This window comes from Aminobacter carboxidus (genome assembly GCF_014863355.1).
Lineage (GTDB): Bacteria > Pseudomonadota > Alphaproteobacteria > Rhizobiales > Rhizobiaceae > Aminobacter > Aminobacter carboxidus.
This window is the reverse complement of record NZ_JACZEP010000004.1, coordinates 343,728-363,193: the sequence shown is the minus strand read 5'-3', so window position 1 is coordinate 363,193 and position 19,466 is coordinate 343,728. Positions and strand designations below refer to the sequence as shown.

Annotated in this window: 22 protein-coding genes; 9 read left to right on the top strand and 13 right to left on the bottom strand. The window is 64.7% G+C overall.

The genetic code is table 11. From position 1 onward, the window contains the following. Nucleotides 1-14: 14 nt before the first annotated feature. The 3 genes from IHE39_RS16045 (at nt 15) to IHE39_RS16035 (ending at nt 2,987) form a co-directional block, all read left to right on the top strand. Nucleotides 15-932 (top strand): ABC transporter ATP-binding protein, encoded by a 918-nt coding sequence (locus IHE39_RS16045; protein ID WP_192567138.1) that lies wholly within the window; start codon nt 15-17, stop codon nt 930-932. Next, the gene (locus IHE39_RS16040) at nt 929-2,077 is read left to right on the top strand and encodes an ABC transporter permease (RefSeq protein ID WP_192567137.1); all 1,149 of its coding nucleotides are present in this window, start codon (nt 929-931) and stop codon (nt 2,075-2,077) included. Before IHE39_RS16045 ends, IHE39_RS16040 begins: the two co-directional genes overlap by 4 nt. Nucleotides 2,078-2,165: 88 nt before the next feature. After that, on the top strand, nt 2,166-2,987 hold the full coding sequence (locus IHE39_RS16035) for a DUF8605 domain-containing protein (protein WP_192567136.1): 822 nt from the start codon (nt 2,166-2,168) through the stop codon (nt 2,985-2,987). 201 nt (nt 2,988-3,188) lie between these two features. Here IHE39_RS16035 and IHE39_RS16030 read toward each other — a convergent pair whose 3' ends face one another. Continuing rightward, complete coding sequence (locus tag IHE39_RS16030; protein WP_184770083.1) at nt 3,189-3,512, bottom strand: hypothetical protein; 324 nt, start codon at nt 3,510-3,512, stop codon at nt 3,189-3,191. Between the two features lie 184 nt (nt 3,513-3,696). Between IHE39_RS16030 and mbfA the strand changes: the two genes are divergently transcribed. Continuing rightward, nucleotides 3,697-4,680, top strand: coding sequence for an iron exporter MbfA (mbfA, locus tag IHE39_RS16025; RefSeq protein WP_184770084.1), 984 nt, complete (start codon nt 3,697-3,699; stop codon nt 4,678-4,680). A gap of 176 nt (nt 4,681-4,856) precedes the next feature. On the opposite strand, the gene IHE39_RS16020 is transcribed toward mbfA, so the two are convergent. From IHE39_RS16020 to IHE39_RS16010, 3 genes are all read right to left on the bottom strand, one after another. Beyond that, nucleotides 4,857-5,201 carry an antibiotic biosynthesis monooxygenase family protein gene (locus tag IHE39_RS16020; RefSeq protein ID WP_192567135.1) on the bottom strand — a complete coding sequence of 115 codons (345 nt, stop codon included), beginning with the start codon at nt 5,199-5,201 and terminating at the stop codon, nt 4,857-4,859. Continuing rightward, entirely contained in the window at nt 5,198-5,584 is a 387-nt protein-coding gene (locus tag IHE39_RS16015) for an NIPSNAP family protein (protein ID WP_184770086.1), read from the bottom strand. The genes IHE39_RS16020 and IHE39_RS16015 overlap by 4 nt, the downstream gene beginning before the upstream one ends. A gap of 69 nt (nt 5,585-5,653) precedes the next feature. Then, the gene (locus tag IHE39_RS16010; protein ID WP_184770087.1) at nt 5,654-5,857 is read right to left on the bottom strand and encodes a DUF1127 domain-containing protein; all 204 of its coding nucleotides are present in this window, start codon (nt 5,855-5,857) and stop codon (nt 5,654-5,656) included. Between the two features lie 85 nt (nt 5,858-5,942). Here IHE39_RS16010 and IHE39_RS16005 point away from each other — a divergent pair, with 85 nt between their 5' ends. Both IHE39_RS16005 and IHE39_RS16000 read left to right on the top strand, forming a co-directional pair. Then, nucleotides 5,943-6,623: an ArsR/SmtB family transcription factor gene (locus IHE39_RS16005; RefSeq protein ID WP_184770088.1), complete on the top strand. Its 681-nt coding sequence runs from the start codon at nt 5,943-5,945 to the stop codon at nt 6,621-6,623. 287 nt (nt 6,624-6,910) lie between these two features. Then, nucleotides 6,911-7,063 carry a hypothetical protein gene (locus IHE39_RS16000; protein WP_184770089.1) on the top strand — a complete coding sequence of 51 codons (153 nt, stop codon included), beginning with the start codon at nt 6,911-6,913 and terminating at the stop codon, nt 7,061-7,063. Between the two features lie 233 nt (nt 7,064-7,296). Here IHE39_RS16000 and IHE39_RS15995 read toward each other — a convergent pair whose 3' ends face one another. Further along, nucleotides 7,297-7,917, bottom strand: a complete 621-nt coding sequence (locus IHE39_RS15995) for a glutathione S-transferase family protein (protein ID WP_192567134.1) — start codon at nt 7,915-7,917, stop codon at nt 7,297-7,299. Nucleotides 7,918-8,141: 224 nt separating this feature from the next. Here IHE39_RS15995 and IHE39_RS15990 point away from each other — a divergent pair, with 224 nt between their 5' ends. After that, complete coding sequence (locus IHE39_RS15990; RefSeq protein WP_184770091.1) at nt 8,142-8,492, top strand: YciI family protein; 351 nt, start codon at nt 8,142-8,144, stop codon at nt 8,490-8,492. A 2-nt stretch (nt 8,493-8,494) separates the two neighbouring features. Beyond that, complete coding sequence (locus tag IHE39_RS15985; protein ID WP_192567133.1) at nt 8,495-9,757, top strand: RNA polymerase sigma factor; 1,263 nt, start codon at nt 8,495-8,497, stop codon at nt 9,755-9,757. Here IHE39_RS15985 and IHE39_RS15980 read toward each other — a convergent pair. The 5 genes from IHE39_RS15980 to IHE39_RS15960 form a co-directional block, all read right to left on the bottom strand. Further along, nucleotides 9,747-10,121: a DUF1850 domain-containing protein gene (locus IHE39_RS15980; RefSeq protein WP_184770093.1), complete on the bottom strand. Its 375-nt coding sequence runs from the start codon at nt 10,119-10,121 to the stop codon at nt 9,747-9,749. The genes IHE39_RS15985 and IHE39_RS15980 overlap by 11 nt on opposite strands. A 2-nt stretch (nt 10,122-10,123) precedes the next feature. After that, nucleotides 10,124-12,244 (bottom strand): TRAP transporter permease, encoded by a 2,121-nt coding sequence (locus IHE39_RS15975; RefSeq protein WP_192567132.1) that lies wholly within the window; start codon nt 12,242-12,244, stop codon nt 10,124-10,126. Nucleotides 12,245-12,327: 83 nt separating this feature from the next. Then, the gene (locus tag IHE39_RS15970) at nt 12,328-13,284 is read right to left on the bottom strand and encodes a TAXI family TRAP transporter solute-binding subunit (protein ID WP_184770095.1); all 957 of its coding nucleotides are present in this window, start codon (nt 13,282-13,284) and stop codon (nt 12,328-12,330) included. 118 nt (nt 13,285-13,402) lie between these two features. Continuing rightward, nucleotides 13,403-14,383, bottom strand: a complete 981-nt coding sequence (gene cysK / locus IHE39_RS15965) for a cysteine synthase A (protein WP_184770096.1) — start codon at nt 14,381-14,383, stop codon at nt 13,403-13,405. A gap of 154 nt (nt 14,384-14,537) precedes the next feature. After that, nucleotides 14,538-15,155, bottom strand: a complete 618-nt coding sequence (locus tag IHE39_RS15960) for a LysE family translocator (protein ID WP_184770097.1) — start codon at nt 15,153-15,155, stop codon at nt 14,538-14,540. Nucleotides 15,156-15,369: 214 nt separating this feature from the next. On the opposite strand from IHE39_RS15960, the gene IHE39_RS15955 reads away from it, so the two are divergent. After that, nucleotides 15,370-16,626, top strand: coding sequence for an Hsp70 family protein (locus tag IHE39_RS15955; RefSeq protein ID WP_192567131.1), 1,257 nt, complete (start codon nt 15,370-15,372; stop codon nt 16,624-16,626). Here the strand turns inward: IHE39_RS15955 and IHE39_RS15950 are convergent. From IHE39_RS15950 to IHE39_RS15940, 3 genes are all read right to left on the bottom strand, one after another. Further along, nucleotides 16,623-18,350, bottom strand: a complete 1,728-nt coding sequence (locus tag IHE39_RS15950) for a SulP family inorganic anion transporter (protein WP_192567130.1) — start codon at nt 18,348-18,350, stop codon at nt 16,623-16,625. The two genes, IHE39_RS15955 and IHE39_RS15950, sit on opposite strands and share 4 nt — an antisense overlap. An 81-nt stretch (nt 18,351-18,431) precedes the next feature. After that, nucleotides 18,432-18,677 (bottom strand): helix-turn-helix domain-containing protein, encoded by a 246-nt coding sequence (locus tag IHE39_RS15945; protein WP_192567129.1) that lies wholly within the window; start codon nt 18,675-18,677, stop codon nt 18,432-18,434. A gap of 78 nt (nt 18,678-18,755) precedes the next feature. Continuing rightward, nucleotides 18,756-19,454, bottom strand: a complete 699-nt coding sequence (locus IHE39_RS15940) for a phosphatase PAP2 family protein (protein WP_184770101.1) — start codon at nt 19,452-19,454, stop codon at nt 18,756-18,758. Between the last annotated feature and the right edge of the window lie 12 nt (nt 19,455-19,466).

Genomic DNA, 19,466 nt, shown 5'->3' with positions numbered 1-19,466 from the left:
GCCTACGGCACCCAATGAACGCCATCGAAGTAAAAAACCTGGTCAAGCGCTTCGGCGACAAGACCGTCGTCGACCATGTCACCATGACGGTCGCCGAAGGCGAGATCGTCGGCTTCCTCGGGCCCAACGGCTCGGGCAAGACCACCACCATCCGCATCATGTGCGGCCTGCTCACCCCAGACGAGGGCGAGGGCCAGGTGCTGGGCTACGACCTGCGCACCGACAGCCTCAAGATCAAGCGCGAAGTCGGCTACATGACGCAGAAGTTCTCGTTCTACGAGGACCTGACGATCGGCGAAAACCTCGAATTCGTCGCCCGGCTGTACAAGCTCAAGCCGGTCGAGGAGCATGTCGCCCGAACGCTCGAGGAACTCGGCCTGACCAGCCGCCGCAACCAGCTTGCCGGCACGCTGTCGGGCGGCTGGAAGCAGCGCCTCGCGCTCGCTGCCTGTATCATGCACAAGCCGAAGCTGCTTCTGCTCGACGAACCCACCGCCGGTGTCGACCCCAAGGCGCGGCGCGAGTTCTGGGACGAGATCCACCGGCTGGCGCGCGGCGGGCTGACCGTTCTGGTGTCGACCCACTACATGGACGAAGCCGAGCGCTGCCACCGCATCAGCTACATCTCCTATGGCAAGATGCTGGCGTCGGGCACCGTCGAGGACGTCGTGCGCAACGCCGGGCTTACTACCTTCGTCGTTTCGGGCCCGCGCCTCGATCAGGTTGCCGCGGCCCTTGAGGGCCGCCCCGGCATCGACCAGGTCGCCCCGTTCGGCGCCACACTGCACGTCGTCGGCTCGGACCGCGACAAGCTCGAAGCCGCCCTTGCCGACATCAGCGGCAGCGAGGGCGTGACCGTCGAACCGGGCGAAACCAGCCTGGAGGACGTGTTCATCCAGTTCATGGCCGCATCCAGGGACAACATGTCATGACAAGCCTCACCAACGGCATCTTTTCCTTCGCCCGGCTCGGTGCGCTCCTGACCAAGGAGTTCATCCAGATGCGGCGCGACCGCATCACCTTCGCCATGATGCTCGGCGTGCCGCTGATGCAACTCGTGCTGTTCGGCTTTGCCATCAACAGCGATCCCAAGAGCCTGCCGGCCGCCCTGGTCGCGACGAGCAACGACCAGTACACCCGTGCCATGGTCTCGGCGCTGCAGAACACCAACTACTACCGCTTCGACCACATCGCCGAGACCGCGGCCGAGGCCGAAGAGCTGATGGCCAGCGGCGAGGTCGCCTTCGTCGTCACCATCCCCGCCGATTTCGGCCGCCGGGTCGCCGCTGGCGACGCGCCGCAGATCCTGATCGAGGCCGACGCCACCGATCCCTCGGCGTCCAGCGGAGCCGTATCGACGCTGGGTACTGTGGCCAACCAGGCGCTGCTGCGCGCCCAGGGCATGGAAGCCGCATCCGCCGAGACGGCCAAGGGCCAGCTCGAGGTCGTCGTCCACCGCCGCTACAATCCCGAGGGCATCTCGCAATACAACATCGTGCCCGGCCTGCTCGGCGTCATCCTGCAGATGACGATGGTGATGATGACCTCTATGGCGCTGACGCGCGAAACCGAGCGCGGCACCATGGAAAACCTGCTCGCCATGCCGGCGAGCCCGGCCGAGATCATGCTCGGCAAGGTGCTGCCCTACCTCGTCGTCGGTGCCGTCCAGGTGACGGTCGTGCTCGTCGCCTCGAAGCTGTTGTTCTCCATCCCGTTCATGGGCTCGCTGCCGCTGCTGTTGTCGGCCATCCTGGTCTTCGTACTGGCGCTGGTGCTGCTCGGCTACACCATCTCGACGGTCGCGCGCACCCAGATGCAGGCCATGCAGCTGACCTTCTTCTTCTTTCTGCCGTCGATCCTGCTGTCGGGCTTCATGTTCCCCTATCGCGGCATGCCCGGCTGGGCCCAGGCGCTCGGCGAAATCCTGCCGCTGACGCATTTCCTGCGCATCATCCGTGCCGTCATGCTGAAGGGTGCCGAGTTCCCGGCCATCGCCCCCGAAGTCGCCATACTCGGCCTGTTCGTCGCCGTCTTCGCCGGCCTCGCTCTGTTCCGCTTCCGCCGCACGCTGGACTGAAGCAGCCTTGGCAGCTGCCTGGCGCCGCAAGCTTTTGCGCCGCACCTCGCTCTGCTAGGCTGCAGGCTCCCGGCGGAAGGTGCGGCACATGCTTCGCGGCGGACTACGCAACGCGCTAACAGCTCTCCTGCTGCTCATCGCTGGCCTCGGCCAGGCGAGGGCGGACGACCTCTATACCGTTGGGACGATCACCAGCGGCACCGCGCCCGAGCGCCGCGACATCGGTTTTGCCAATTGCCTGCGCGATGTCGTGGTCCGGGTCACCGGCGACACCAGGCTCCTCAACGAAATGCACCTTGCCGAACAGGCCCGACGCGCCGGCGACCTGATTGCCAGCTACGCCTTTCGCGATCGCATGAGTGGTACGCCGATCCATGACGAGCAGGGCAGTTACGACCGTCCGCACGACCTGACCTGCGTCTTCGACCGGGTAAAACTTGACGCCTTTCTGAAATCAATCGAGCGCGAGCCCTGGCTCAAGCGCCCGCGGCTCGTCGCTGTCATCGGCATCCGCGACATGAAGGGGCGTGCCAGCATGCTTGCCAGCGACAGCCTTGGCCTGCGCGACGACGATATGCGTACAGCGCTGATCAGCGCTGCCGACAAGCTGGCACTGCCGCTTGTGCTGCCGTCGCAACGGCAGTTGATGTTGGCGGGCCTCAGCGCCCCGGTATTGGCAAAGGCCGACCCGGCGCGCATAGGCACTCTGGCTCGAATGGCCGGCGGCGAGAGGGCGCTTGTCGGTACCATCGTCTGGAACAACAAGCCTGCCGGCTGGGTCGCCGAATGGCGCATCGCCGACGCGCCGCCCGCGACGCGCTGGGGCATTTCAGGCGTCGGCTTCGACGACGCCTTCCGCAATGGAGTTTCTGGTGCTGCCCAGGTTCTGTCGGGGCATGAGATGCCGTAGTGGCCGCCTTGTAGAGGCGAGGCGCTCAGGGTCTGCGAGGCTGCGCCTATGAGGTTGGCGATTCCTTTCCCTCACGAAGTGGGGGAGAGGTGGCGGCGTAGCGGCCGGAGAGGGGCGCTTGGCGAAGAAAGAGATTTGGCACTGCGGCCCTCCGCTATGGCTCCGGGCGTTCGTCGTTTCTTGGCCTGCGGCCAACACTCCTCACCCCATCAACGACCGTATCCGCCTCTCGCCGCCGGCCTTGCGCCACGCATTGAACCTGTGCGTCGCGGCGGCAAACGAGATCTTCATCGCCTGGGCCACCGAGTAGCGCGACTTGCCTTCGTCGAACAGGCGGTAGCAGCATTCGACGCCGTCGGGCGTCAGCTTGCCGTCGCAGGTCTTGTTGTGCGGGTTGGCCGGGTCGAATTGTTCCGGCTGCGGTTCGAGCATGCCCTTGAGGCGGGCAAGGTCTGCTTCGATGCTGGCGATCAGCTCGAGCACGGGCTTGGGGTCGATGTGATGCGCGTGCTGCTTGGCCGCCATTGTGCATTCCTTCTATCGGGCCTTCTATCGGGTGAGATTAGGCTATATAGCCACACATTGCCCTATAACAAGGGACGCGAGCATTCTTTGACATGCGGCAAAACGATCACACGCAGCCTGCGCACATTGACCGACAGGCGGCAAATGCCTAGTTTAGAATTATTCTAAACTGGAAGATTCGCAGATGTTGTCCCGTGTCTTCGGCTTCGGCCGCCGCGCTTTCGATTCCTTGTCCGAGCAGGAGATCCTGGCTCTTGCCATTTCGTCGGAGGAGGATGACGGCCGCATCTACCGCGCCTATGCCGACGGGCTGCGTGACGAGTTTCCGCAATCGGCCAAGGTGTTCGAGGACATGGCCGAGGAGGAGGATGGCCATCGCGACCAGCTCATCGAGCAGCACCGCAAGCGCTTTGGCGAACGCATTCCGCTGATCCGGCGCGAGCATGTGCGCGGCTACTACGAGCGCAAGCCCGACTGGCTGGTGCGGCCGCTCGGCATCGACAAGGTGCGCGAGCAGGCCGAGCAGATGGAGCGGCAGGCCTACCGCTTCTATGTCGAGGCGTCCAAGCGCACGGGCGATGCCACGACCCGCAAGCTGCTCGACGATTTAGCACTCGCCGAGCAGAGCCATGAATCGCTCGCCCAGAAGCTTGAAGAAAAGCACGTGCCCGAGCACGTCAGCGAAAAGGAGACGCTCGCCGAGCGGCGCCAGTTCATCCTGACCTATGTCCAGCCGGGCCTCGCCGGGCTGATGGATGGTTCGGTGTCGACGCTGGCGCCGATCTTCGCCGCCGCCTTCGCCACCCACGACACCTGGCAGACCTTTCTCGTCGGGCTCGCCGCGTCGATTGGCGCCGGCATCTCGATGGGCTTCACAGAGGTTGCCTCGGACGACGGCAAGCTGTCGGGGCGCGGTTCGCCGGTCAAGCGCGGCATCACCACCGGCCTGATGACCACGCTCGGCGGTCTTGGCCACGCGCTGCCTTACCTGATCCCACATTTCTGGACAGCGACCACGGTCGCCGCGGTCGTGGTGTTCTTCGAGCTCTGGATCATCGCCTACATCCAGAACCGCTACATGCAGACCCCCTTCCTCCGCGCCGCCTTCCAGGTGGTCCTCGGCGGCGCGCTGGTCTTTGCTGCGGGCGTGTTGATCGGCAACGCTTAGCATGCGCGGCTGGACTGGCCTGCTGGCCATCTCCTCCTCAAGGGAGGAGATCAGCCTTCATCGCGACTTCGCTAGTAGCCAAAGTCGCAGGATGAGGCGCCGTCGGTGACGAGACTAATCTCCCCCCTTGAGGGGGAGATGCCCGAAGAGCAGAGGGGGGCGCGATGGATCGCGACCTAACCGTGCACCTCCCGACTATCCCTCGGCGCCTCCGCCCGCTCGTCCAGCCCGTAATCCCGCACCACCTGTGCTATGCGCAGCCGGTAGCCTGAAAACACCCCGCCGCGCCCTGCCATCTGCGCTTGCCGGTGCTCCTGGCTGTTGCGCCACGCCTTCACCGCCTCCTCGTCGCGCCAGAACGACAGCGACAACAACCGGCCGGGGTTGGCCAGGCTCTGAAACCGCTCGATCGACAGGAAGCCGTCGATGCCATCGAGCAGAGGGCGCAGGTCGGCGGCGATGCCGAGATAGGCGTCGCGCTGGCCTTCAGCCGGCTCGACCTCGAAGATCACCGCGATCATGGCTTGACGCTTTCCTGTTGCATGATCCCTGTCCGAAAAGCCTGCAATTTTTCGGGATCATGCAGGGCCGCATGCGGTCCCGATGCCAGCTTCAGGAAGATGCGGTCTTCCTTGAGGATGAACTTTTCCCGTCGGGCAAACTCGTAGTTCTCGCGGCCCATCGGGTCGGCAGCGAGCCGCGCCCGGTAGGCCTCGTAGGCGGCCAGGCTTTCGATGTTGTAGACGCCGTAGGCGGTCGTCGCCGAGCCTTCGTGCGGGGCGAAATAGCCGAGAAGGTCGGCGCCGCAGCGTGGGATCGCCTGGCCCCAGTTACGGGCATATTGCTCGAAGGCGGCCTTGCCAAACGGGTCGATCTCGTAGCGGATGAAGCAGGTGATGGTCATCTTGGTCTCCGTAAATGTTGAGCACGGTTAGGCCGGCATCGAAGCGTCAGGTCGGGATAGCGTGGCAGGCTAACGCCAGAACGGCTTTGCGCTTTCGCGTTCGGCGTCGCGGCGGCTGATGCCGATGTCGTCGAGCTGTTCGTCGGTCAGTTCGGAAAGGTCGAGCCGTTGCAGATGGCGGTCATAGCCGCCGGCCAGCAACCTCAGCACGCGGCCGAACGCGCCGAGCGGCAGGCGTTCCGGCGCGGTGGCTCGTTCGGTTTTCGTCGTCATAGCGGCCTCCTTTGTTGGGTTGGAGAATACGCATTGCCTGACGAGAATGCTTCGACTACCATCGAACCATGGAGGTAGTCGTGTCATGAAGGAAGGTCCCGATATCGCCCGCATCGCCAGCCTGGTCGGCGACCCGGCGCGTGCCAACATGCTGACCGCGCTGATGGATGGCGGCGCGCTGACGGCGAGCGAACTGGCGCTCGAAGCCGGCGTCTCCCTGCCTACGGCCAGTTCGCATCTCGCCAAGCTGATGGACGGCAAGCTGCTGACGGTGGCGAGCCAGGGCAGGCACCGCTACTACGCGCTGTCGGGCACCGAGGTCGCCAACATGATCGAGGCGATCAGCGGCGTCGCCGCTCATTCCGGCCCCAAGCGGGCCAGGCCCGGCCCGCGCGACAAGTCGATGCGCGAAGCCCGCGTCTGCTACGACCACCTCGCCGGCGACCATGCCGTTGCGATGTTCGACCGTTTCGTCGCCGAGGAGATCATCGTGCGCGACGACGAGGAGATCCGGCTCGGGCCGGTGGGCGCAGGCTTCTTCGCCACGATCGGCATCGACACCTCGACGCTCGGCAATTCGCGCCGGCCGATGTGCCGCGCCTGCCTCGACTGGAGCGTCAGGCGTTCGCATCTGGCGGGATCGCTGGGCACCGCCATCCTCGACAAGATCCTCGCCGAGAAATGGGCGCGCCGTCCCGCCGGCAGCCGCGTCGTCGAATTCACCCCGCCCGGACGCAAGGCGTTCGAGAAACTCTTCCTCGCCTGACGCCAGATCTGCCGCAACGACCCTGCGAATGGCCCGACCCGATGTAACCGAGCCTCGAAACCTGTGGATAGTTTCGCGGCAATTGGCGGTTACATCAGTGGCGCAAAAGACACATCTTAACCAATGCCGCCCGATCAGGCCTAAATGCCCAGAAAAGAACGCAATTCAGCCCTGATCGGGCGCATTTTCACACGAAGATTAACATCGCGTTCACCGAAGATTCACATCCGCCGGCTATGATCGCTTTCACGTTCGGGACGAGCCCCGGGCGGACAGGGATAAGAACAATGGCTATCTGGAACCACCTTACTTTCGCCGCTGTGGCGTTTCGCGAATTCATCGCTCCGACTTATCGCCCCGAACGCCACTATATGCGTGGTCCGGGACCTGCCTGCGCACGTCGCACCAGCACGCTCCAGGCGCGCGTGACGTTCCACTGATCATGACCGTTACCGGACGTCACGAAAGCCGTATCGCGCGGCCGACAAGCGATCACCGCTCGACCACCTTGCGCGGCGAACGCCGGGCGATTTCTGCCACTCGCCTCTAAGGCTTGTCCGCCCTGCCGGCGGCGCAAGCCCGGCTGCTCCAACACAAGATGAAGATCTGGCGCGCCGCCTCTTCGCGGACGCGGACGCCTTGCCGATCGGCCCGTTCGCGCGGTCCGTTCGCCTCACCACATCGTGTGGCTGACGTTGAGCTCCTTCAGCAGTGCATTCTCGCGCAGAACCGCGCAGACGCGCTCGAGGTTTGGCCAGGTCGCGGCGATCTTGGCGGGCTCAGGGTGCCAGTACACCAGCATCAGCAGGTAGACGTCGGCGATCGACATATGCGCGCCGGCCAGCCAGTCGCGCCCTTCGAGTGCTGCGTCGACAACGCTGAAGCTGCGTTCGGCCTCGGCGACGGCAGCTGCCTTCACCGCCTCGATGCCGCCGGCGTCGGTCGTGTAGCGATGGGCGTAATATTCGCGCAGCAGTGCGGGATAGGTCACCGAGGTCAGGAAAGCCATCCAGCGCAGGAAGTCGGCGCGCCCCGGCGCGTCCACTGCGGGCGCCAGCCGCGCATCGGGATGGCGTTCGGCGATCAGCTGGCACATGGCAGCGGATTCGGTCATCGCATGCCCGTCCGGCAGCACCAGCGCCGGCACCTGGCCGAGCGGGCTGATGGTGCGGAACTCGGCGGCGGGTTCGACGCCCTTGACCACCTCGATGCGCTCGAACGGCACGCCCGCCAGTTCGAATGCCGCCTCGACGACGAAGCCGCCGCTGCCGGCGCGCGTATAAAGCCTGTACATTGTTGTTCCCCTGCCGCTCCCCAGCGGTCGGATATGACATGCTGCCGTCCTGTTGCTCAAGCCGTACGGATGCCCGCCAGGGCTGAATTTTCACCGGTCCAGCCCGCCATTTCCATGTGCTAGGCTCAGCTCCGAAAAAGTTTCTGCCGCTTGTCGAAATCCGGCGAAGCCGCGCGACTTCCGTTCAGCCGCGACGATGCGGCCGCAAAAAACAGGAGACGACAATGCAGTACATGCTTCTGCTTCACCACGACGACACGCCCTTCGCCGCGGCAAGCCCGCAGGACCAGGAGACGATGAGCGCGCCCTACATGGCCTACAACGAAGCCTTGATCAAAGCCGGCGCGATGGTCTCGGGCGAGCGCCTGCAGGGTGCGTCGTCGGCCACAACAGTCCGCGTCCGCGACGGCAGGACAGAAGTGCTCGACGGCCCGTTCGCCGCGACCAAGGAGCAACTCGGCGGCTTCTACATCATCGAGGCGCCCGATCTCGATGCCGCGCTCAACTGGGCGGCGCGCTGCCCCAGCGCCAACTATGGCACTGTCGAGGTCCGTCCGATCTGGCCGACCCGCTAGGAATGGCCACAGGCGTCGAACGGGCGCGGGCGGCGGCGGAAGCCGCTGCCCGCCAGAGCTACGGCAGGCTCGTCGCCTATCTTTCGGCGCGCACCCGCGATCTCGCCGGTGCCGAGGACGCGCTCGCCGACGCTTTTGCCGCGGCCTTGTCGAGATGGCCCGAGACGGGTGTGCCGGACCATCCCGAGGCCTGGCTCCTGACAGTTGCGCGTCGGCGTTCCATCGACCAGCAGCGGCGACGCATGACCGGGGAGGCCGGCCAGGCCCATCTCAGGCTGATCGGCGAAGAACTGGAGCAGGAGATGGCGCGCGAGAAGTTTCCCGACGACCGGCTCGGCCTGATCTTCGCCTGCGCCCACCCCGCGATCGAGGCAGGCGTGCGCGCGCCGCTGATCCTGCAGGCCGTGCTCGGCTTCGATGCCGCCACCATCGCCTCCGCCTTCCTGGTCTCGCCTTCGACAATGGGCCAGCGCCTGGTGCGGGCCAAGTCGCGCATCAAGCAAGCCGGCATCCCGTTTCGCATTCCTGAAAAGGCCGAGCTCGGCGAAAGGCTGTCGGCGGTGCTGGAGGCGATCTACGCCGCCTTCTCCGAAGGCTGGACGGACGCCAGCGGTGCCGAATCCCGTCGGCGCAACCTCGCTTCCGAAGCCATCTGGCTCGGCCGGCTGGTTGTCGATCTGCTGCCCGGCGAACCGGAGGCGCTCTGTCTTTTGTCGCTGATGCTGCATGCGGAGGCGCGCCGGCCCGCCCGTCGCGGCCCCTCAGGCGAGTTTGTGCCGCTGAGCGAACAGGACACGCTGTTGTGGGATGCCGGTCTGATCGGCGAGGCCGACGCGCTGCTGCAGCGTGCCGGCGCCCTCGACGGCATCGGCCGCTACCAATTCGAGGCGGCGATCCAGTCGGCGCACGCCGCGCGGCGATTTGCCGGCCGCACCGACTGGGCCGCGATCGCCACCCTTTACGCCGGCCTGATGACACTCTCTGCCTCGCCGGTCGTTGCCGTCAACCATGCGGTGGCTGTGGCCTATGCCGGGGCGCTCGAACAAGGTCTGGCCCTGCTCGACGCCATCGACGATACCAGGCTCAACGAGTACCAACCCTACTGGGCGGCGCGTGCCGAATTGCTGACACTCTCAGGCAACCTCGCTGAAGCCGACAAGGCCTACCAACTCGCCATCGGCCTTGAAACAGACCTGGCCGTGCGCCGGTTCCTCAAGCGCCGCAGGGGCGACGCAGCCTCACGCAGCGGGCAGGTCAGCGGCTGAGTGCGGGGTCGCAGGCGCGCAGTATTACCGCCGCTCCGGCGTCTTCGCCAAGCGTCAGGCAGCCTTCGCTGGAACAGAGCCGCCAGCCGCCGCCGGTGGCGCCCGATGCGGCCAGCACAAGCACTCCCTGTGGGCCGACCTTCGGTGTGTAGCGCCACCAGCCGTTGTCGAAGACAGCGCCTTCAGGCGGGTCCATGCCGGCGCCCGAGCCCTGCACGCGTGCGCCAACGATCTGGAGTTTGCCGTCGCTCACGCGCCAGTCTTCTTCCCAGCGCAGTTTCTCCACCGAATGTGTCCAGCTCAGCGTGAAGGCGGTCACCGCGAGCGCGGCCGCCTTTGAGCCGGCGACGATGCATAAGCCCACGGTCAGGCCTTATTGCTCCCAGCCGCCGCTCCAGCTTCGGGCTGTCCGCGCGTGCGCACCCAGTGAAGCCCCATCACGACGGCCGCAAGCGCGAAACCGATCTCGTCCGTCATCGGCAGGGCGGCGACCAGGGTGAAGGCCGCTGCGGTTGCCAGCAGGCGTTCCCATGCGGCCATGCGCCTGCGCAGGAAGCCGACGACTGCGGCCCCCCACAGAGCGATGGCCAACCCGGTCTTGAAGACGATGTAGGCGACTGCCGGCCAGTAGCCGATCGCGGCTGCCATCGGTCCGCCTTCCTGGAGCATGAGCGAGGGCGTATAAACCGCCATGAACGGAATGACGAAACCTGCTGCCGCGACCTTGATGGCCTCGAGCGAGATCTTCAGTCCGCTCTCGCGCGCGATTGGCGCCGCAGCAAAACAGGCCAGCGCCACCGGTGGCGTCAAGTCGGCCAGGATACCGAAGTAGAACACGAACATGTGGCTGACCAGAAGCGGCACGCCCAGTTCGAGCAGGGCTGGCCCGGCGATTGACGAGGTGATGATGTAGTTCGGGATGGTTGGAATGCCCATGCCAAGCACGATGCAGGTCACCATCGTCAGGACCAGCGACAGGAACAGGCTCGATTCGCCTACCGAAACGATGAACGCGCCGAAGGTTGTCGCGACTCCGGTCAGCGTCATCGTGCCGATGATGACGCCGACGACGGCGCAGGCGACGCCGACCGGCAGCGCCGTCCTGGCGCCTTCCGCAAGGGCGTCGCGGCACGAGATCAGCGTGTCGCGGCCCCCGCTGACGAAGGCGTTGACGGCGATCAGGGCCGCTGCCGCAACAAGGATCGCGCCGATGCCGATGCGAAAGAAGCTCGCTGCCACCAGGCCAAGCCCGATCCAGAAGACCACCCGGATGACCATTGAAGGCAGCCGCAGCGCCACCGAGCCGCCGAGGATCAGCAGAACCGTCATCGCCAGGCCGATGGTTCCGGCATACAGTGGCGTGTACCCGGAAAACAGCAGGTAGATCAGCACCGCCAGCGGCAGGATGAGGAACCAGCCTTCGCGCAGCGCGCGGACCGGCGAGGGCAGGTCCGCCCGCGGCAGCCCGTGTAACCCGTGCTTGCCCGCTTCGAGATGCACCATCCAGAATGCCGAGGCAAAATACAGCAGGGCCGGAATGAGCGCTGCCTTCACCACCTCGTAATACTCCACGCCCAGCGTCTCGGCCATGATGAAGGCCACCGCGCCCATCACCGGCGGCATGATCTGCCCACCCATCGACGCGGTCGCCTCGACGCCGCCGGCAAAGGCAGGGCGGTAGCCGAACCGCTTCATCAGTGGGATCGTGAACTGCCCGGTGGTCACCACGTTGGCCACGCCAGAACCGGAAATCGTGCCCATCATGCCCGAAGCGATGACCGCCACCTTGGCGGCGCCACCGCGCGCGTGCCCGACGCAGCCCAGCGAGATGTCGGTGAACAGCTTGATCATGCCCGCGCGTTCGAGGAACGAGCCGAACAGGATGAACAGGAAGATGTAGGTCGCCGAGACGTAGATAGGAATGCCGTAGATACCCTCGGTGCCGTAGGCCAACTGGTCGATGACTTGCGAGAAGTCGTAGCCGCGATGGTTCAACGGCGACGGCAGGTACTGGCCGAACAACGCGTAAAGAAGGAAGCTTCCCGAAATGATCGGCAATGCCGGTCCCATCATCGCATAGGCAGCGAGGAATACGGTTGCCAGGGCGATCACGCCGAAGACCAGGTCGACCTGGTTCAGGTCGCCGGCCCTCAGGATCAACGGCTCATATTCGATGAACTGGTAGGTCGCGACAGCAACGCCGAGGAAGGCGAGCCCCCAGGCCAGCGCCTTGCCGGTCGCACCGGCGCCGCGCGCTGTCGCCACCAGTGGAAAGGCCAGCAGCAGCAGGAAGGCGACATGGGTCGCCCGCAGGACCTGGCTCGGCACGCTCAGCACATGGGCCGCCGTGGCGATCTGGAACAGCGAGAAGGCAACCGCCGTCCAGAACAGCAGCCGGCCTTCGGGTGTCTTGGCAAAGCCGCTGCCGGTCGGGTCATGGAAATCGGCTGCGGGCGGGGAGACGTCGGGAACGTCGGGTCGCGACATCGCTGGCTCCGGCAAGGGCTATGTTGGAAGTTGGGGCGGCCAGGTGCCGCCCCGCTGGATCAGGTCTGTGCGTGGACCGGGGCCTACATCAAGCCCTTTTCCTTGTAATAGCGTTCCGCGCCCGGATGCAGCGGGATGGGCAGGCCCTTGGCGGCGCTGTCGGCGGAGATCGCCTTCGCCGCGGCATGGGCTGCGGTCATCTGATCGAGATTGTCGAACAACTGCTTGGTCATTTCATAAGCGAGGTCGTCCGACACGTCGGAATTTGTCACCAGGATGTTGGTGATCGCCAGCGTCGGCACGTCGGCCGACTGGCCTTCATAAGTGCCCGCCGGTATCGTGGCGGCCTGGAACGGTGCGCCCAGCTTCTCGGCGATGTCGGCCGGCACCGCCACGACGGTGATCGGCAACGACACCGCAAGGTCTTTGATCGACGCGACGCCAAGTCCGGCAGACTGCAAGGTGGCGTCGAGCTGCCGGTTCTTGATCAACTCGACCGACTCGCCAAACGGCAGGTATTCGGTCTTGGCGAGGTCCTGGTAGCTCATGCCGAGCGCTCCGAAGATGGCGCGAGCATTGAGCTCTGTGCCCGATTTGGGCGCGCCGACGGAAAGGCTTTTGCCTTTCAGGTCGGCGAAGCTGCTGATTCCGGATTCCTTGGCGGCCACGATCTGCACATAGTTTGGATAGATGGCGGCGATCGCCCGCAGCTTGTCGAGCTTCTTGCTGAAGCCTGCCTCGGCGTCGCCTTCCCAGGCCGCCTTGACGGAATCGCCGAGTGCGAAGCCTATTTCGCCCTTGCCCTGCTGCAGAAGGTTCAGGTTCTCCACCGACGCCTTGGTTGCCTGCACCTGGGTGCGCACGTCCTTGATGCTCTTGCCGTAGATTTCCGACAGCGCGACACCGAGCGGATAATACACGCCCGAAGTGCCGCCGGTCAGCACGTTGATGAACTGTTCCGCCTTGGCCGGAACTGCGGCCAGGGCGACACCGATGGCCACGGCGCCGGCAGCAAATAGCTTCGACTTCAGATGCAGCATGTATCTCTCCTCCCATTGACGCGCCCGCGCTCTGATCTGCGCCGACTTGCGGGCATGTTAGCGGGAGGAGGTCAAATGCCAAGCCTCAAATTGTTCGTCGTAAACCTACGCTTCGTCCTCAGCCGCCCAGCCCTTCGAACAGCACCGTCGAGAGATAGCGCTCGGCGAAGGAGGGGATGATGACGACGATGTTCTTGCCGGCGTTTTCCGGGCGCGAGCCGACGATGATGGCGGCCTGAAGTGCCGCACCCGAGGAGATGCCGACCGGCACGCCTTCGAGACGGGCCACCAGGCGCGCGTTCGCCACGGCATCCTCGTTCGAGACCTTGATGATCTCGTCATAGACGGTCGTGTCGAGCACCTTGGGCGCGAAGCCGGCGCCGATGCCCTGGATCTTGTGCGGGCCGGGCTGGCCGCCCGACAGCACCGGCGAGCCCTCGGGCTCGACGGCCACGACATGCAGCGAAGGCTTGCGCTTCTTGATCACCTGGCCGACACCGGTGATCGTGCCGCCGGTGCCGATGCCGGCGACCAGTATGTCGATCGAGCCTTGCGTGTCGTTCCAGATTTCCTCGGCCGTCGTCTCGCGATGGATCTCGGGATTGGCGGGGTTTTCGAACTGCTGCGGAATGATGGCATTGGGGATGGTCTGCACCAGTTCCTCGGCCTTGGCGATGGCACCCTTCATGCCTTTGGCGCCTTCGGTCAGCACCAACTCGGCGCCGAGCAGCGCCAGCATCTTGCGGCGCTCGATCGACATTGTCTCGGGCATGGTCAGGATCAGCTTGTAGCCCTTGGCGGCGGCGGCGAAGGCAAGTGCGATGCCGGTATTGCCCGAGGTCGGCTCGATCAGCGTGCTCTTGCCCGGCTCTATGCGGCCGTCGGCCTCAAGCGCCTCGACCATGGCGACGCCGATGCGGTCCTTGACCGATGCGATCGGGTTGAAGAATTCGAGCTTGGCGATCAGGTTCGCACCGACACCCTTCTCCTTGGCGAACTTGTCGAGCCGCACCAGCGGCGTATCACCGATCGTTTCGGTGATGGAGCCATAGATGCGTCCGCGACCGGGCACGCGCGTGGGGGTAACGGGCTTGTTCATCGATTTCGCTCCCGAAAAAGGCCTGAGATTTGAACTGCGAAGATAGGGGGTCGCAGGGCAAATTCCGAGTGGGTGTCGTGCTGATTAGGCAAGGTTCACGGAAACATGTTTCCGTGAACGCCAATTATGGGGAATGAATTTCCAGCTTGCGAGGTTACTGGCGTACGGCGATGGCCGCGGCCGCACCGACCATGAAACCGGCGGCGGTGCGGTTGAGCAGCTTGAGCGCGCGCGGCGTCTTGAGGAACCAGCGCGCCTGCGAGGCCAACAGCAGATAAGGCACCAGAACGATCATCAGCACGGCGATCGTGATGGCGACCAAAATGCCGTAGTCGCCAAGGGTCAGCGAATGCAGGTCGACCACCGTCGGCGTGATCGCCAGGTAGAAGATCATCGTCTTGGGGTTGCCCAAAGTCACCGTCAGCCCGGCGAGGAAGCTCGAAAACAGCCCGCCCTTGCCCTTCTTCGCCTCGACCGTCTCCGGCGTGATGCCGCTGGTCCAGAAATTGTAGGCGAGGTAGGCGAGATAGGCGACGCCGAGCCACTTGATCGCCAAAAACACCATGCCGAACGACTGTGCGACAAAGGCCAGGCCCAAAACGACGGCGGTGAGATAGGTCAGGTCGCCGACCATCAGCCCGAGCGACATGGCCAGCGACGAGCGGAATCCCGAGCCGAGCGCGCGCGCCACCAGCGCCGTTATGCCCGGTCCCGGAATAGCGGCGGCGATGGCAAGTGCACCGCTATAGGCAAGAAAACCTGTAAGGGTCATGGCGGATACCCGGCACGGTTGAATGGCTGCGATATCGCACGAAAGCGGCATCCAGGGAATGCCACGAGGATTGGGCCAGCGATCACATTTTCCCGGAAAATGCCTTGCAGACATCGACATTTGTCGCCCCGTCGTGTAGGCGCACGGTCCGATTGCGGCCCGGCAGAAGCTTGGGGTCGCCCATTCATTCATGCAGAAAATTCAGGACTAGGTGATGCGACCGGCTTTCGGCGGCATAGACTTCGGCACTTCCAATTCGACCGTCGGCGTTATCGAGAACGGCTGTCCGCGCCTCGTTGCGCTCGAGGGTGAGAACGTCACGCTACCGTCAGCCATCTTCTTCAACTTTGAGGACAATCAGACAGCACTCGGCCGCCGCGCGATCGGCGAATACACCGACGGCGCCGAAGGCCGCCTGATGCGCGCCCTCAAGAGCGTGCTTGGCTCCTCGCTGGTCCACGAAAAGACCCGCATCAAGGCGCGCTACATCGCCTTCACCGACATCGTCGGCATGTTCGTCGGCCATCTCAAGGACCGCCTCGAAAGCCACGTCGGTGAGCCGGTTGAAAACGTCGTGCTCGGCCGTCCGGTGCAGTTCGTCGACGACAATCCCGAAGCCGATGCGGCAGCCCAGAGCGAGCTCGAAAAGGCGGCGCGTGCCCAGGGCTTCAAGCACATCGACTTCCAGTTCGAGCCGATCGCGGCAGCACTCGACTATGAGCGCACGGTAAAGCGCGAAGAGCTGGCGCTGATCGTCGACATGGGCGGCGGCACATCCGACTTTTCCATCGTCCGTGTCTCGCCCGAGCGCGCCGCCTCCGGCGATCGCAAGGCCGACATTCTCGCCAATCGCGGCGTCCATATCGGCGGCACCGATTTCGACCGCCTGCTCTCGATCGCCCACGTCATGCCCGAGCTCGGCTATCTCACCCCGACCAAGGACGGCAAGCGCAACCTGCCGGCGGGTTACTTCATCGACCTCGCGACGTGGCAGCGCATCAACCTGCTTTATACGCCCAAGGCGATGCTTGACCTGCGCCAGATCCGCTTCGAGGCCCAGCGGCCCGATCTCATCGACAGGATGATCGAGGTCGTCGACCAGCGCTTCGGCCATGCTCTGGCGACCAAGGTCGAAAAGGCCAAGATCGAGCTGACCGATGCTGCCGAAACCGCTATCGACGTCAAGCTGCCGGGAGCGAAGTTCACCGCATCGCTGACCAGGCAAGGTCTCGAAGACACCATCCGCACCGCCGTCGAGCGTGTCACCGCGACCGTCGCCGACACGCTTGCCGAAGCGCAGGTTAGCGCCAAGGACATCACCGCCGTGTTCCTGACCGGGGGCTCGACCGCCATTCCGCTGGCGCGCGAAAGCATCCTTGCATTGGTGCCGGGCGCCCAGATCGTCCAGGGCGATGCCTTCGGCTCCGTCGGCCTCGGCCTCGCCCTCGACGCCCAGCGCAAGTTCGCCTAACGCTCCTGGGTGCCGGTCTTCCCAGGTTTGAGCAGGTCGAGTGCGTCCCTAACAGAGGCGGCGTAGCTGACGGCGGGGTGCTTGACGCCGTGGCTTATCAGCATCCGCCGCGTCTGCGGCGATGCTCCTGTGATGAAGAAGCGGACGTCTGCCTGTCGCGCCTTGCGTGCGGCACCTTCAAGCACATTCGCCGCCGTTGAATCGAGAAACGGCACGCCTGAGCAGTCGAGGATGAAGTTCTTGCGCTGGTCGGCGATGCGGTCGAGCACAGCCCCCACCGTCGAGGCCGCACCAAAGAAGAACGCGCCCGAGATACGGTAGATGACGGTGTCGGCATCGCCCGCATCGCTCGCCTCATAGGCGTGGCGGCTGCCATTGGTGGCGTCGGCGACATCCTCCTGCACCAGCGGCTGATCGCTCTCCACCGCAATGCTTTTTGCCATGCGGTCGATGAACAGGATCGAGCCGAGTGCGAAGCCGACGACGATGCCTTCGGTCAGGTCGCGGAACACCACCAGCAGGAATGTGACCATCAGCACTAACGCGTCGCCCCATGACGAGCGGATCAGTGTCGCGAAGGCCTGTTTTTCAACCATGTTCCAGGCCACGACCGCCAGCACGCCGGCCAATGCAGCGAGCGGGATGTAGGAGGCAAGCGGTGCGGCGACCAGCATGAAGGCGAGCAAGAACACCGAATGCAGCATGCCTGATACCGGGCCGTGCGCGCCCGCCCGCACATTGGTTGCCGTTCGGGCAATCGTACCGGTCACGCAGATGCCTCCAAACAGCGCGGCACCGATATTGGCAAAGCCTTGTGCCACCAGTTCGCAGTTCGAGCGATGCCGCCTGCCGGTCATGCCGTCGGCAACGACGGCGGACAGCAGTGACTCGATCGCGCCGAGCAGCGCGAAGGCAAGCGCGTCCGGCAGCACTGCAATCGCCTTGTCTACGCTGAAGACTGGCAGGGCAGGCCAGGGCAGGCTTCGGGGAATGCCGCCAAAGCGTGTGCCGATGGTTTCTACCGGCAGGGCCAGTAGGGCAACGGCCACGGATGCGACGCCGACCGCGATCAGCATGCCCGGCCAGCCGGGGCGCCAGCGTTTGAGCACTAGGATGGTGCTAATGGTCAGCACCGTAATCCCCAGGGCCGCAATGTTGACCGTGCTCATCGCATCAACCAGTGCCATCAACTTCGGCACAAGCGGACCCGGTTCCTTGCCGATGAGCGTCAGTCCGAACATCTCGCTGATCTGGCTGGCGAAGATGATCACGGCGATGCCTGCGGTGAAACCCACTGTCACCGGATAGGGAATGAACTTGATGTAGGTTCCGAGCCTGAGATAGCCGATCGCCGTCAGGCACACCCCAGCCATGGCAGTGGCGAGGATCAGCCCGTCGACGCCTTCGCGCGCCACGGTTGCCGCCACCAGCACGATGAAGGCGCCGGCCGGCCCGCCGATCTGGAAGCGGCTGCCGCCGAGCGCCGAGACGATGAAGCCGCCGATGATCGCGGTGAACAGGCCTTTGTCGGGCGAGACGCCCGAAGCGATGGCGATTGCCATCGACAGCGGCAGCGCCACGATCGCCACCGTCAGCCCGGATATCGCGTCGGCCTTGAAATGGGAGCCGCGGTAGCCCTCTCGCAGGACCGTCACCAGCTTGGGCGTGAACAGCTCGGCGAATGTCGGCTTCTTGTGTCGAGTCAGGCGAGGGTTGGCATCCATGATCCGTTCCGCATTCAGCGGCGGGATCGTCGGCAAAACTGTCGGCGGTCGCCGTCGCGACTATCTCTGCGGATCGTCGGTTCAACCGGCCTTTTTCTTGAGGCGCACGCCCCGGCCACCGGTCTCGTTTTCGCCGATCAGTTCCACCCCGGCATCTTCGATCGCCTGGATGACCTTGGTCAGTGTGTCGATCACGCCGCGCACCACGCCTTCGCTCGCTTCCATGCGCTGGATCGTCGGCACCGAGACGCCGGCCAGTTCGGCGAGCGTCTTCTGGTCGATGCCTGCCAGCGCTCGTGCGGCGCGCATCTGTGCGGCTGTGATCACTTCAGGTTTTCCCGTCTTTATCCGCAGAATGAATGTATCATACATTTATAGTGATATCTCAAGCATTAATGCAGATGCTTAAGATATGCCGTCATGGGCTTCGCCGTCCGATTTCATCAGTTTGCGGCTGACCAGCCAGCACAAGGTCGCCCAGGCAAAGCCGGCGCACCAGCCGGCGAGCACGTCAGACGGCCAGTGCACGCCGAGATAGACCCGGCTAATGCCGACCATCAGTGTCGTCAGCACGGCGATGGCGAACACGAACACCGTCGACGCCCGTCCGGGCAGGAACCGCGCCATCAGTGCGCCCAGCGTCAGATAGGTCACCGCCGACAGCATGGCGTGGCCGCTCGGAAAGCTCATCGTGTGCACCTGCGCCAGATGCGGCACGAGGTCCGGCCGCGGCCGGTCGATGCCGAGCTTGAGCAGGCTCGACAGAACCTGGCCGCCTGCCACCGAGGCGAACACGAACAGCGCAGGCCCCCAGCGTCTGGTGACGCCAAGAAAGATGATGGTGATCGCGGTGAGGTAGATCAGCACCGAGGCGCTGCCGAGTGCTGTGATGTCGCGCATCGCCTCCTCGACCCAGGAGGGGCCGATCGGGTCGGCCGAGTTGCCGGCCTCGCGGAAGAACAGCAATATGTCGGTGTCGAAGGCATGCGGCGCCGCATCTCGGGCGATCTCGGACAGCTCTACGAAGCCCCACAGGCCGCCGGCAATGATGATGCCCGCCGCCAAAAGCGAAAACTCGATCCTGTTCCACAGTTTCTGCTGCATTGCGTCCTGCCG

What these genes read in the sequence shown, in the direction of transcription:
- IHE39_RS16045 (WP_192567138.1), top strand. Translation starts at nt 15, where the DNA reads ATGAACGCCATCGAAGTAAAAAACCTGGTCAAGCGCTTCGGCGACAAG.
- IHE39_RS16040 (WP_192567137.1), top strand. Translation starts at nt 929, where the DNA reads ATGACAAGCCTCACCAACGGCATCTTTTCCTTCGCCCGGCTCGGTGCG.
- IHE39_RS16035 (WP_192567136.1), top strand. Translation starts at nt 2,166, where the DNA reads ATGCTTCGCGGCGGACTACGCAACGCGCTAACAGCTCTCCTGCTGCTC.
- IHE39_RS16030 (WP_184770083.1), bottom strand. Translation starts at nt 3,512, where the DNA reads ATGGCGGCCAAGCAGCACGCGCATCACATCGACCCCAAGCCCGTGCTC.
- mbfA (WP_184770084.1), top strand. Translation starts at nt 3,697, where the DNA reads ATGTTGTCCCGTGTCTTCGGCTTCGGCCGCCGCGCTTTCGATTCCTTG.
- IHE39_RS16020 (WP_192567135.1), bottom strand. Translation starts at nt 5,201, where the DNA reads ATGATCGCGGTGATCTTCGAGGTCGAGCCGGCTGAAGGCCAGCGCGAC.
- IHE39_RS16015 (WP_184770086.1), bottom strand. Translation starts at nt 5,584, where the DNA reads ATGACCATCACCTGCTTCATCCGCTACGAGATCGACCCGTTTGGCAAG.
- IHE39_RS16010 (WP_184770087.1), bottom strand. Translation starts at nt 5,857, where the DNA reads ATGACGACGAAAACCGAACGAGCCACCGCGCCGGAACGCCTGCCGCTC.
- IHE39_RS16005 (WP_184770088.1), top strand. Translation starts at nt 5,943, where the DNA reads ATGAAGGAAGGTCCCGATATCGCCCGCATCGCCAGCCTGGTCGGCGAC.
- IHE39_RS16000 (WP_184770089.1), top strand. Translation starts at nt 6,911, where the DNA reads ATGGCTATCTGGAACCACCTTACTTTCGCCGCTGTGGCGTTTCGCGAA.
- IHE39_RS15995 (WP_192567134.1), bottom strand. Translation starts at nt 7,917, where the DNA reads ATGTACAGGCTTTATACGCGCGCCGGCAGCGGCGGCTTCGTCGTCGAG.
- IHE39_RS15990 (WP_184770091.1), top strand. Translation starts at nt 8,142, where the DNA reads ATGCAGTACATGCTTCTGCTTCACCACGACGACACGCCCTTCGCCGCG.
- IHE39_RS15985 (WP_192567133.1), top strand. Translation starts at nt 8,495, where the DNA reads ATGGCCACAGGCGTCGAACGGGCGCGGGCGGCGGCGGAAGCCGCTGCC.
- IHE39_RS15975 (WP_192567132.1), bottom strand. Translation starts at nt 12,244, where the DNA reads ATGTCGCGACCCGACGTTCCCGACGTCTCCCCGCCCGCAGCCGATTTC.
- IHE39_RS15970 (WP_184770095.1), bottom strand. Translation starts at nt 13,284, where the DNA reads ATGCTGCATCTGAAGTCGAAGCTATTTGCTGCCGGCGCCGTGGCCATC.
- cysK (WP_184770096.1), bottom strand. Translation starts at nt 14,383, where the DNA reads ATGAACAAGCCCGTTACCCCCACGCGCGTGCCCGGTCGCGGACGCATC.
- IHE39_RS15960 (WP_184770097.1), bottom strand. Translation starts at nt 15,155, where the DNA reads ATGACCCTTACAGGTTTTCTTGCCTATAGCGGTGCACTTGCCATCGCC.
- IHE39_RS15955 (WP_192567131.1), top strand. Translation starts at nt 15,370, where the DNA reads ATGCGACCGGCTTTCGGCGGCATAGACTTCGGCACTTCCAATTCGACC.
- IHE39_RS15950 (WP_192567130.1), bottom strand. Translation starts at nt 18,350, where the DNA reads ATGGATGCCAACCCTCGCCTGACTCGACACAAGAAGCCGACATTCGCC.
- IHE39_RS15940 (WP_184770101.1), bottom strand. Translation starts at nt 19,454, where the DNA reads ATGCAGCAGAAACTGTGGAACAGGATCGAGTTTTCGCTTTTGGCGGCG.